General features: G+C 67.9%; 12 protein-coding genes. 1 reads left to right on the top strand and 11 read right to left on the bottom strand.

The features are described from left to right. The first annotated feature begins 25 nt into the window (after nt 1-25). Nucleotides 26-526 (top strand): peptide-methionine (R)-S-oxide reductase MsrB, encoded by a 501-nt coding sequence (gene msrB / locus BKY59_RS13555; RefSeq protein WP_076072961.1) that lies wholly within the window; start codon nt 26-28, stop codon nt 524-526. A gap of 186 nt (nt 527-712) precedes the next feature. Here msrB and BKY59_RS13550 read toward each other — a convergent pair whose 3' ends face one another. From BKY59_RS13550 to BKY59_RS13500, 11 genes are all read right to left on the bottom strand, one after another. Beyond that, a complete protein-coding gene (locus tag BKY59_RS13550; protein ID WP_076072524.1) occupies nt 713-1,519 on the bottom strand; it encodes a LytR/AlgR family response regulator transcription factor in 807 nt (268 codons plus the stop codon). After that, nucleotides 1,516-2,610 (bottom strand): sensor histidine kinase, encoded by a 1,095-nt coding sequence (locus BKY59_RS13545; RefSeq protein ID WP_076072521.1) that lies wholly within the window; start codon nt 2,608-2,610, stop codon nt 1,516-1,518. Before BKY59_RS13545 ends, BKY59_RS13550 begins: the two co-directional genes overlap by 4 nt. Before the next feature lie 273 nt (nt 2,611-2,883). Then, complete coding sequence (locus BKY59_RS13540; protein ID WP_076072519.1) at nt 2,884-3,624, bottom strand: LytR/AlgR family response regulator transcription factor; 741 nt, start codon at nt 3,622-3,624, stop codon at nt 2,884-2,886. Between the two features lie 269 nt (nt 3,625-3,893). Next, nucleotides 3,894-4,577, bottom strand: coding sequence for a Fe2+-dependent dioxygenase (locus BKY59_RS13535; RefSeq protein WP_076072960.1), 684 nt, complete (start codon nt 4,575-4,577; stop codon nt 3,894-3,896). Beyond that, entirely contained in the window at nt 4,574-5,314 is a 741-nt protein-coding gene (locus BKY59_RS13530) for a tetratricopeptide repeat protein (RefSeq protein WP_076072516.1), read from the bottom strand. Before BKY59_RS13530 ends, BKY59_RS13535 begins: the two co-directional genes overlap by 4 nt. Nucleotides 5,315-5,322: 8 nt before the next feature. Next, entirely contained in the window at nt 5,323-7,794 is a 2,472-nt protein-coding gene (locus tag BKY59_RS13525; protein WP_076072513.1) for a TonB-dependent receptor, read from the bottom strand. Nucleotides 7,795-7,905: 111 nt separating this feature from the next. After that, the gene (locus BKY59_RS13520; RefSeq protein WP_076072510.1) at nt 7,906-8,295 is read right to left on the bottom strand and encodes a hypothetical protein; all 390 of its coding nucleotides are present in this window, start codon (nt 8,293-8,295) and stop codon (nt 7,906-7,908) included. A gap of 66 nt (nt 8,296-8,361) precedes the next feature. Next, complete coding sequence (locus tag BKY59_RS13515; RefSeq protein WP_240500132.1) at nt 8,362-8,853, bottom strand: demethoxyubiquinone hydroxylase family protein; 492 nt, start codon at nt 8,851-8,853, stop codon at nt 8,362-8,364. 50 nt (nt 8,854-8,903) lie between these two features. Next, on the bottom strand, nt 8,904-9,380 hold the full coding sequence (locus tag BKY59_RS13510; protein WP_076072958.1) for a disulfide bond formation protein B: 477 nt from the start codon (nt 9,378-9,380) through the stop codon (nt 8,904-8,906). A 205-nt stretch (nt 9,381-9,585) separates the two neighbouring features. Further along, nucleotides 9,586-10,929 (bottom strand): S41 family peptidase, encoded by a 1,344-nt coding sequence (locus BKY59_RS13505; RefSeq protein ID WP_076072507.1) that lies wholly within the window; start codon nt 10,927-10,929, stop codon nt 9,586-9,588. Nucleotides 10,930-11,042: 113 nt separating this feature from the next. Next, a partial coding sequence (locus tag BKY59_RS13500; RefSeq protein ID WP_076072504.1) for a murein hydrolase activator EnvC family protein occupies nt 11,043-12,051 on the bottom strand: 1,009 nt, incomplete at its 5' end.

Genomic DNA, 12,051 nt, shown 5'->3' with positions numbered 1-12,051 from the left:
CCGACAGGTTTGCAGGATGATCGGCATGGACGGAACGCGGCGTGGATTTCTGGGTGCGGCGGCGCTGGGCATGGGCGGCGCGATCGGGCTGTTCGGATGGAACGGGTTCGGGTCCGCTGCGCCGAAGGGTAATTTCCCGTACAAGCTGAGCGATGCGCAGTGGCGGGCGAAGCTGAGCCCGGCCGCCTATCGCGTGTTGCGGCAGGAGGGGACCGAGGTGCCGTTCAGCAGCCCGCTGAACGACGAGCATCGGCGCGGGACGTTCGTGTGCGCTGGCTGTGCGTTGCCGCTGTTCGCGTCGGCGACGAAGTTCGACAGCGGGACGGGGTGGCCGAGCTTCTGGGCGCCGCTTAAGGGCGCGGTGGGGACGACGACCGACCGGACGCTGGGGATGAGCCGGACCGAGGTGCATTGCGCGCGGTGCGGCGGGCATCAGGGGCATGTGTTCGATGACGGGCCCAAGCCGACGGGGCTGCGCTATTGCATGAACGGGGTGGCGATGCGATTTTTGGGGGGGAAGGGGTGAGTTTCACGCGGATCCCCGGCGAAGGCCGGGGCTCAGGGGCGAGCGTTTCATCTAGGCCCCGGCCTTCGCTGGGGAGCAGCAACCGCTCCCCAAAGTATCCCCGCGGATGCGGGGATCTAGATTGGCGTCTTGGCGCAGCTTTTGGGACTTGGCTGGGCCCCCGCATCCGCGGGGAACAAGCTCGGTTTAGTGGACGAAGCGTGCCACGACGTCGCGGTAGCTGCGGCTGACCTTTACCTGTGCGCCGGAGCCGAGGACCAGGAAGCATTCGCCGTTGGTGTGGGGTTTGACCTCCTTCACCAGATCCAGGTTCACGATGGTGGAGCGGTGGACACGCTGGAAGCGGCGCGGGTCGAGCCGCTTTTCGAGGTCCTTCATCGTTTCGCGCAGAATGAGCGTGTTGTCGCCGGTGTAGATGCACATATAGTCGCCGGCGGCGTCGATCCGCTCGATCGTGTCGACGTCCACGCGAAAGATCTGGCCGCGGTCCTTGATGTTGATGAGCTTTTCGAAGCGGTTGGCGGCGGGCGCCTCGCTGCTGGCGCCACCGTCCATCGCGTCCATCGATTCCGGGGCAACCTCGGCTAGCACTTCCTTCAGGCGGCCGGCTTCCTCCTGCCCCCGGCGGGCGGCGAGACGCTGGCGGACGCGGTCGAGCGTGTCGGCGAGGCGATCGGTTTCGACGGGTTTCATGAGATAGTCGACGGCGTCCGCTTCGAACGCGCGCAGCGCATGGTCCATATAGGCGGTGACGAATACGAACAGCGGCGGTTCGACCTCCATCAGCCCCTGAATGACGGAAAAACCGTCGAAACCGGGCATCTGGATGTCGAGGAAGACGAGGTCGGGCTTGTGCGTCTTGATGGCGCGGATCGCCTCGCGACCGTTGCTGCACGTCTCGATGATCTCGACGTCCTCATGCGGTTCGAGCCGCAGTTGCAGCCCCTGGATCGCGAGGGATTCGTCGTCGACGAGGATGGTGCGGATCGTCATGCAGGTTCCTTGGATAACTCAGGCCGGAAGGGGATTTCGATCAGGACGGTGAACCCGCCTTCCGGATTCGTTTGAATATCGAAGCGCTGGTCCGCGCCATAGGCTTGCGCCAGCCGGTCGCGAATGTTCGCCAGACCGACGCCTGTCGACGAGGTGGTCCGCGGTACGCCCTCGTTCAACCCCGGGCCGGTATCGGACACGCGGATCTGGACCCGCCCGTTCGCCAGCCGCGCCTCGACCGAAATATCGGCACCCTCCTCCTTCGGCGTCACGGCATATTTGATCGCGTTCTCAACCAAAGGCTGGAGCAGGAGCGAGGGGAGGTAGGCGCGGTCGGCCGGCGGATCGACGCGGAAGCTGGTGCGCAGCCGTTCCTCGAACCGCATCTTCTCGATTTCGAGATACAGCTTCAGGGTCTCGATCTCCTGCGCCACGGTCACCTCGCCGGCGGGATCGTTGACGAGCGTGTAGCGCATGAAGGACGACAGCCGCGACAGCATCGCGTTGGCGCGGTCGGTCTGTTTCAGCAGCACGAGCGTGGAGATTGAGTTGAGCGTATTGAACAGGAAATGCGGATTGAGCTGATAGCGCAGCATGGCGAGTTGCGAGGTGGCAGCAAGGCTTTCCAGCTTGGCGGCGCGATCGAGCTGCTGTTCGAGCAGCAGGTAGAAGTTGATCCCGTAATAGAGCGCGGACCAGGCGACGAGCAGCGAGAAATCCAGAATGATCGCGCCGAAGAATTCCAGTCCCGCCGGCATCGCGCCGGGCCGGTAGAAGGTGGCGTGCGCCCAGACCTCGATCGTGGAAAAGGCCGCCGACGCGATCAGCAGGATCGGGATCGAGACGCCCCAGGTGACGATGGGTTTCATGGTGATGAGCCGGCGGAAGATCGCGGCCATCAGCAGGGTCAGCGAGAAACCGGATGCGGTGGCGAGCGCGGTCGGCACGATGAACAGCAGGCCCATCGCATTGGCAATGCCGTTCAGCGATCGCAGCAGGAAATAGCCGGTCCAGCCGGCCGATTGCAGGATCCAGAACGCGCGGTTCTTGTCGTCGAAGAAGGGGCGCGCGCCGGGACGGAAGGATGCCATGCGAGGGGTGATAGAGGAAAGGGGGGCGGGGGTGAAGCTTTGTGGGTTTGGGGGAGTGGGGGCTCGCTTCACCCATCTGGGGGAGGGTTGGGGTGGGGGGCTGTTCCAGGTGGTTCGTTGGTTGGCTTTCTTATCCCAAGCCACCGCCCCTCTCCCCCGCCCTCTCCCCGAAGGGGAGAGGGGGTTTGGGCTTGTTTTGGGTTCCTAGTCTTTTCTAGCTTACGCCCCCCGCCCAAACCCTCCCCCCGGTGGGGGGAGGGTTTTCAGGGTGCATCACCCCGCCAGGATCGCTTCCAGACGGTCGAGGTAGCTGGGGCCGACCTGGACCTGGGTGCCGTCGGTCAGGATGAGGATGGCGGTGCGGCCGGAACGGCCGATGCGGGCGACGCGGTCGGGCCGGACGAAGGCAGAACGGTGGACGCGGACGAGCGCGGAGCCGGCGAGGCGGCGTTCGAGATCGGTCATGGTGACGCGCAGCATGTGGCTGCGGTCCGCGGCGTGGAGCAGGACATAGTCGCGCGCCGCCTCGATCCAGTCGATATCGGCGACCGCCACACGGCGGAGGCCGGTGCGGTCCGGGACCCACAGGTCGTGGCCGGTCGGGGATGCGTCGACGCCGGTCGTGGTGCCGGGGCCGGGCGGCCGGCCGTGACGGCGCAGGCGGACGCGGGCGACGGCGCGGGCCAGCCGATCCGGATCGACCGGCTTGAGCAGATAGTCGACCGCGTCGACATCGAAGGCGGCCGGGGCATGATGATCGTGCGCGGTGACGAAGACCAGGTCCGGACGCTGGCCGCCGTCGAGCGCGGCCGCGACGCCGAGCCCGTCGAGCCCCGGCATCTGGATGTCGAGCAGCATGACGTCCGGGGTCAGCGCGGCGATCCGGTCCAGCGCGTCGATGCCGTCGGTGGCGCGACCGACGACCACGACATCCGCGATTCGGGCAAGCAACGTTTCGAGCCGATCGAGTGCCAGCGCCTCGTCATCGACGATCAGGATGCGGAGTGGAGCCATAGGGAAAGTCTAGGGCAAGGCGGCGGGGGCTGGAACCGGTTAGTCGCCAACCTTGGTCAGGGTGGCGATGCTCAGTTTTAAAATGTGTTTCGGTCGCCTTGGCGCGCGATGACTTCGGCCCATATCCATGCATAACCCGTCCATGCCGAGCGCAGTCGAGGCACCTTCCCCCCGAGCGCAGCCGAGGGACGCTGTCGACGTCTCGGCTGCGCTCGACCGGTCCCTCGACTTCGCTTGGGATGGGCGGATCAGGGTAAAGGCACCACGTCTTAGGCGTCCGCCCAGCGGCGGAGGAGATTGTGGTAGAGGCCCGTCAGGCGGATGATGTCTGCATGGCCGGGGGCGAGTGCCGCGCCGAGCGCCTGAATGCTGCGGTCGAGATCGAACAGCATGGTGCGGGCCGGGGTGTCGCGTACCATCGACTGGATCCAGAAGAAGGCGGCCAGGCGCGTGCCGCGGGTGACCGGTTCGACCCGGTGGAGCGTCGAGGCGGGGTAGAGCAGCAGGTGGCCGGCGGGCAGCTTGATGCGGTGGGGGACCAGACCGTCCTCGATCACCAGTTCGCCGCCGTCGTAGCTGTCCGAATCGGACAGGAAGAGCGTGGCGGACAGATCGGAGCGGATCCGGAAATCGGTGCCGCGGCGGATGCGGATCGCGCTGTCGACATGGGTGCCGAACGCCTCACCCCCGGCATAGGCGTTGAACAGCGGTGGATAGACCTTCAACGGCAGTGCGGCGGCGACGAAGGTCGGCGATCGGCCGAGCGCGTCGAGGATGCGGTTGCCGAGTTCTGCGGCGAGCGGCGCTTCCTCTGGCAGCTGGCGGTTGCGCTTGGCGAGCGCGGACTGCGTGCCGGAGGTGGCGTTGCCGTCGATCCAGTCGGCGGCGAGCAGCCGGGCACGGATGTCGGATATGTCCGGAGCGGACAGGATGTCGGGGATGGCGTGCATCAGGCGGCCAGATCGAACAGGCGGCCCCAGCCGGCGCAGGCGGGATCGCCGTGCGCGCGAAGCCAGGCGGCAGCCTGTGCGCGGAAGCGGGCGTTGCCGCCGGCGGCGCTGCGTTCCAGCCATGGGTAGGCCGCGTCAAGGTCACCCGCGGCGATCATCATGCGGGCATGGTTGAATGCGCCGCGGAAATCGCCGCCCTCCGCCGCGACGGCGTAGCAGCGCGCGGCCTCGGCAAGATCGACGGGCACGACCCAGCCGTCCTCGTGAAAGCTGCCGACAAAGTTCGCGGCCTTCGCATTGCCCATGTCGGCGGCGCGGCCGAACCAGGCGAGTCCTGCGGCGCGGTCCTGCGGCACGCCGTGGCCGAGAGCGAGCAGCGTGCCATAATTGTACATGCCCCAGTCCAGCCCGCGTTGGGCGGCGGTGCGATACCAGCGGGCCGCCATGCCCTTGTCCACCGCCACGCCCCAGCCAAGATCGTAGCAGCGACCGACCATGTTGACGGCCGGCAGATGGTCGGCGCGCGCGGCGACGGTGAACCAGCCGAACGCGGCGGCGGCATCGCGCGGCAGATCGCGCCCGTCGAGCAGCAGCTGGCCGAGCACCATCTGCGCCTCCGCCACGCCGGCCAGCGCCGCGCGGCGGACCAGCGCGACGCGCCGTTCGGGCGAACCGTACAGTTCGGCGGCAAGCGCATCCGGAGACAGCGTGTCGAGCGGGGCGACAGTAGTGGCGGTCATCGATCGCCTCAGTAGCGCAGGCTGAGCGTGGCGAAGGCGGAGCGGCCGGGCGCGATGCCGGCATAATGCGCGGTATAGACTTGATTAAAATAGGTCTTGTCGGTCAGGTTCTGGACGTTGACGGCCAGTTCGATCGCATCGCTGAACCGGTAGGCGGCGCGCGCATCGAACCGCCAGTAACCGGGAACGGAGCGAATGACGGTCCGCGTTGCGGGGACGACGGTGACGACGCCGGCCGCGCTCTGGACGGCGCTGCGGTTGTCGGAATAGCCGCCGATCACCCGGCTGGTATAGAAGCCCCCGCCGCCGATGCTGAACGCGGGTGTCGCCTGCCAGTTGGTCCAGAGCGTGGCGCTGTGCTTCGCGGTCTGCGGGAAGCGGCGGCCGGTGTTGATCGAGACGACGGAGATGGGCCGGGCGGGCTGAACCACGATACCACCCGCCGTAACGGCGGGTGCCGTCAGCGTGGAGAAGCCGCCATCGACGACCTGCGCATCGAGAAAGGTATAGCCACCGGTGACCGTCCAGCCGGGCAGGATGGTGCCGTTCGCCCCGAGTTCGATGCCCTCGATCCGTCGTTCGCCGATAAACGTGACGGTGCCGGCATCGCTGGTGGCGCGGGCATTCTGCGTTTCGGTACGGAACGCCGCGGCGGTCAGCGACAGGCGCTGGCCGAACAGGTCGACCTTTGCGCCCACTTCGTAGGACTTGGTTTTTTCGACCTGCAACGCGTCGAGCAGCACGCGGGCGGCGGCGAGCTGTTCCGCGCTGGTGCCGGCGGCGGCGGCGACGCCATTGCCTTCCTGCCCTTCGCCCAGCAGGCTGTTCGGCGGGGTCGCGGCGGTGGCGAACGATGCGTACAGGCTGCTGTTCGCGGTGGGTTTGAAGACGAGGCCGACCTGGCCGTTGATGAGGTCGTCCTGCCGCGTCAGGCCGTACCGGTCGGTCGTGGCGGCCGCGGCAAGGCCGGGTTGCACGGTGTTCCGGAAATTGTCGTAGCGCAGGCCGAGGTTGAGGATCAGCGCGTCGGTGAGCGTGATCGAGTCGAACCCGTAGACCGCCAGCGTGCGGGCATCATTCTGGGTCCGGGTGATCGGCGCCCCCCTGGTGATCGGAGCGGGGACGCCCGCTGCGGTATCGCTGCCGTAGTTCACGAACGGATCGTTCGGGTGCGGCGCGAAGGCGCTGGTGCAGGTGAAGCGCGCGATGGCCAGCGCGCTGCAGCGCGGGGCGGTGCGACCGTCGGACAGGACATAGGTGCCGCGAACGGCCTTTTCCCACGAAGCCTCCGCACCGACCGCAAAGCTGTGCTTGATCGAACCGGTCGATGCCGTGCCGTACAGGTCGGTCTGGTTGATGATCGAGTCCGTCGCGCCGAAGCGCGTGTTGGCGCGCCGCCAGACCTGGCCGGTGCCATAGACATTGCCCTGGCTGTCGTCGGGCATGGTGAAGATATAGCCCTGCGACGTGTGGCTGAACCGCGACGTGTTGCGCAGCGTGACGCCGCCAAAATCATGTTCGACGCGCAACGTGGCCTGGTCGGTCTTCGCATCGCGGAAGTCGCGCGCCTTCAGCCCGTAATAGGTGTCGCGGTCGACCGTGCCGGTGACGCCGTTCGCGGTGGTGAAGGTGCCGACCGCAGGTTCGGAATAGCTGGTGCCGAGGTTCGGCGAATTGCCGATCGTGTAGAGATAGGGAAGGCCGCTGTCGGGCAGTTCGTCGCTGTCCAGATGATAATAGCTGGCGGTCAGCCGCGTGGGGGTGCCAAGCCCGATCGTGATCGACGGGGCGATGCCCCAGCGCTTGGCCGTGATAGCGTCGCGGCCGGCGAAATCCTGGTCGTGCCACAGGCCGTTCAGGCGGATCGCCACGGTATCGGACAGCGCGTAGTTCAGGTCGGCGACGGTCCGCTTGTAGTCGGCGGTGCCGAAGCTGAGGTCGGCCGTGGCGAAGGTGCGCGGTTCGGGCAGTTTCGACACGATGTTGAGCGATCCGCCGGCCGATCCGCGCCCGCCGAGCGTGCTGTCCGACCCTCGGACAACCTGGAGCTGTTCGACCGCGAACACTTCGCGGCTCTGCGCGCCGATGTCGCGCACGCCGTCGAGGTAGGTAGAGCCCTGGCTGTCGAACCCGCGGATGAAGGGGCGGTCGCCGATCGGGTTGCCGCCCTCCGCCGCGCCGAAGGTGATGCCGGGGACGGTGCGAAGTGCCTCGACCAGCGTGGCCGATCCGGTCTGGCGGATGACCTCCTTGTCGATCACGACGACCGAGCGCGGCGTGTCGATGAGGTCGGCGACCGCTTTCGGTGAGATCAGGCGCGGCTTGTCGCGCACGCCGTTGACCAGGATATCGGGGGCGCCGTCACCACGGTTGACATCCGCCTCCGCCGCGACCGCCGGAGCGGAAGCGATGAAGCCGACGCAACCCAGCGCCAAGAACATCGGACCGGACCGGACGGGCGTGGTGGTGACGTCTGACATGCTAGCTTCCCCCTTCGCCGGCACAAGCCGGCTGTGGGGCAGCTATTGATAGTCAGTCGCAATCAAGTCAATCGCTATTGCGAATGAGAAGCGGTTAAGTCGCGCCTGGGATCATTTGATGACGGGGGCTGCGGCCTTGCGCGCCTTGTTCTCCGCCCGCGCTCTGGCGAAATCCTGACGGTGGCAGCCGATCATGCCGCCGGGGCCAGACGCCGAGCAGGTGCCGATCGTGCTGTTGTCGACCGCACGCGCCGCATCGACGCGGGCCTGCGCGGACGGGGCGACGTCGTTGGTGGCCCGCAGTGTTTCGGGAATACGGAAACGGTCGGACTCGGGTGCGCGGACGCAGATGTTGGTCTGTTCACCGTTGCTGACGGGGCATTTGTCGTTGCCGAAGATCGTGATGACGGTGCCGCGCGTCTGTGCCGATGCCGGGGCGGCTGTCCCCAGGCCGGTGACGGTCGCCAACAGGGCAGTGGCGAGGAGGAGAGGTGCGCGCATGTCGAAATCCCTGTGTTGTTCCGGTTCGAACGCGCGACCGCGCCCGAAGATGCCTTGCGGCAGTCGTCAGATGCGCTTGGACGCGGCGATAGCCACGCGGCAGCCGAACCGGATGACGGCGGACATGACCGGATAGCCGAACGCGCTTTCCGCACCTTCCGCCAGGGCGATCTCGCGATGTTCGACCTCCTCGGCCTGGAATTCCGCGACGATGGCCGCCAGCTCCGGGTCAGTATCGCCGATTGCCTGGACCTGATCCTCATAATGGATATCGATCTCGGTTTCGACGGCGGCGGTACAGGCCATTGCCGCCTTCGGCCCGATCAGCGCGGTCGCCGCACCCAGCGCGAAACCGGCGACGTTCCAGATCGGGTGAAGCAGCGTGGGGCGGACGCCGCGTTCGACGATCATACGGTCGAACAGCGCGCGATGCCGTTCCTCCTGCGCGGCCATCCGCGCGATCAGCCGTGCGGCCCGGCCACGATCACCCATCACCGCCAGTTGCCCGGCATAGATGCGGGTCGCGCCGAACTCGCCGGCCTGATCGACGCGGATCATCGAGTCGTGCGCGGCCGGGGGACGTGCAGTTACGGAGGATGGGGCGGGGCTCAGCGTGGCTTCAGGCATAGGACCCAGATGGCGATGGCGGCGGGTATGGAAAAGAGGGCATTGAACCCGGCGAGCGAAATTCCTGCCAGCGTCCATTGCGGCTGGTCGCAACGGACGATCGGCGCGGCCAGGATCTGTTTCATGATGTCGGCACTGGAACCGCCGGTCGCCAGGCCGGTGCAGGTCGTCAGCCCCTCCCACCAGCGATATTCGACGCCCGCATGGTAGACGCCGATCGCGCCGGAAACGAAGATGGCGAGGCTCGCGAGCAGGACGAGCGGGCGGACGGACCGGTCGCCGCGGACGGCGAAGGCGACCAGTGCGAGCGCCAACGCGGCATAATGCGGCCAGCGTTGCCAATGGCACATTTCGCACGGGTAGAGCCCACCAAGATATTGCGAACCCAGCGCGCCGCCGAGCGCGATGGCCGGGACGAGGAGAGCGAGGCGGCGGGCGTGGGTGAGGGGGGGAATCATATTGCCAGTGATCGCATCCACGCGGCGGGGGGGGTCTGGTTCGGCGTGAATCGACGTGTCGTCACCTGTGACCCGGCTGGATCCCGGCCTCCGCCGCGATACGCGGTGTGCCGGGACGAATGTCGTGTACCCCGGTGAAGACCAGGGCGGGCGTGGAACCGTTGCATCGAGGCCCCGGCCTGCGCCGAAGTACGGTTCTCGCTCGTCACTTGGATACGGTCTTGCCGCTGCCCGCCAGCGCGGCGGTGGCCGCCGGGGTGGCGAGGCGGGCGACGGTGCGGAGCGCGTAGGTCAGCTGGAAATCGGTGATCCCGGCCTTTTTCAACTGTTCTGGGGTCTGGGCGAAGCGCGGGTCGGTCTTGCCGTCGTCTTCCAGGATCTTGTCGTCGACCTTCACCTCGTTGATGAGATGGCGGCGCAGGTCGGCCTCGCGCAGGCGCGGGCGTTCCTTGAAATCAGCGTCGCTGATCTGCGGCACCAGGATGTCGGGTTCGATCCCGCCTTCCTGCACCGAACGGCCGGACGGCGTGAAGTAGCGCGCGGTGGTGAGGCGCAGCGCGGTATCCTCCGACAGCGGCAGCAGCGTCTGGACCGAACCCTTGCCGAAGCTGCGTTCGCCCATGATGAGCGCGCGATGCTGATCCTGCAGCGCGCCGGCGACGATCTCGGCGGCGGATGCGGACCCGCTGTCGACCAGCACGACGATCGGCAGGCCGTGCGCGAGATCACCGGGTTTCGCGTAATAGCGTTCGATGTCCGCCTTTTCGCGGCCGCGCTGCGACACGACCTCGCCGCGGTCGAGGAAGGCGTCGGCCACCTCGATCGACTGGTCGAGCAGCCCGCCGGGGTTGGAGCGCAGATCGATGACGTAGCCAAGCGGCCGCCCGCCGGATGCCTTGTCGATCGACACGAGTGCGGAGCGCACGCCGTCGCCGGTCAGCCGGCTGAACGCGTTGATGTTGATGATGCCGACACGGTCGCGGATTTCCCACTTCACCGGCTTCACGGTCACGATTTCGCGGACCAACGTCACGTCGAACGGCTTGTCGCGGCCGGGGCGGACGATGGTCAGGCGAACGCTGCTGCCGGGCTTGCCGCGCATCTTGTCGACCGCCTCGTCCAGCGTGCCGCCGTAGATCAGGTTGCCGTCGAGATGCGTGATATAGTCGCCGGACTTGAGGCCCGCGCGGAAGGCGGGCGAATCCTCGGTCGGCGACTGCACCTTGACTGCGCCATCCTCCATCCCGACCGTAAGGCCGAGGCCGCCATATTCGCCGTCGGTCTGCGTCTTCATGTTCTGGAAATCGCGCGCGTCGAGATAGGAGCTGTGCGGATCGAGGCTGGCGAGCATGCCGTCGATCGCGCCCTTGATGAGCGTCTTGTCATCGACCTTGTCGACATATTCGGCGCGCACCCGTTCGAACACGTTCATGAACTGGTCGAGTTCGCGGTAGGTCTGGACGTCGGTGGCGGCCATGGCCGTGGTGACCGCAGGCACCAGCGCCACGGCACCGACGAGGAGGAGAGGACGCAACAGGGCCTTGGTCATGGGGCGACGGGACTTTCGAACGAGCGTTGCCGGGCAGGATACATGGTTGCCGCTGGCCGCGATAGTCGGCGTTCGCGGCTGAACGGCAGCTTGCTGGAAACGCGGCCGGGGACCTATCCCGCCACCATCGGCGTGATGTCGACGGGGCGGCCATCGTGCCGCAGTTCGACCGTGATCGCGGGGCGGGCGGCGGTGGCAAGGCCAAGCGGACTGCCGGCATCGACGGCCTGGCCCGCCGCGACGCCGGTGCGCCCGAGGCCGGTCAGCAGTGTCGTCCAGCCGCCGCCATGATCGACGATCACGATGCGACCATAACCTCGGAACGGGCCGGCATAGGCGATGCGCCCGGCGGCCGGCGACACCACCTGCGCGGCGGCGGCGGTCGACAGCGTCAGCCCGCGGGCGCGGATACCGGCGTCCGACACCTCCCCGAGCCCGGTCAGTACGCGGCCGACGACGGGCAGGCGGTAGGGCGGCGCGGCGGTGGCGGCGGTCGCGACGGGGGCGGGGACGGCGGCGAGACCGGGTACGAGCGGGCGCAGGATCGGGCCGGGCAGCGACGCCAACCGTTCGCGACGCGCGGCGCGGACATCGATCTGGTCCATCAACGCGACGATATCGCGCGCCTGTTCGCCGAGGGCCAGCGCGCGATCCTGTTCCACCATGGCGGAATCGACGAAGCCGGCCGAGCGCGCGCGGTGCCCGGCCTCCATCCGCGCGAGTGCGATGCGTTCGCGTGCCAGCCGGTCCCGCCCCGCGACGAGTGCCGCGGCGGCGCGGTCGCCCTGCATCCGAAGCCGGTCAGCACGGGCCAGTTCGGTGCGGATGCCGGCGGCCCGCGTGCGGATGGCGGGGACGCCGGCGGCAAGCAGCGCGCGGACATGGACGACATCGTCGATCGAGCCGGGCTGGACCAGCGCGAGCGCGGCCGGACGGCGGGCAAGCGTCTGGAGCGCGGCGGCCATCCGCACGATCGGTGCCTGGACCGCGGCGAGCCGCGTGCGTTGCCGCACGCGCAACAGATCGATGAGGTGGAGGCGGGCGCGGGCGGCGGCGATGTCCGCCTCCGCAGACTGGACGCGCGCGGCCATGGCGGCGGCGGCACGGCGGGCGCGGCCGGCG

Source organism: Sphingomonas montana, assembly GCF_001956315.1.
GTDB classification, from domain to species: Bacteria; Pseudomonadota; Alphaproteobacteria; order Sphingomonadales; family Sphingomonadaceae; genus Sphingomonas_R; species Sphingomonas_R montana.
The sequence above is the reverse complement of the archived record's forward strand: the minus strand, read 5'-3'. Positions and strand labels throughout refer to the sequence as shown.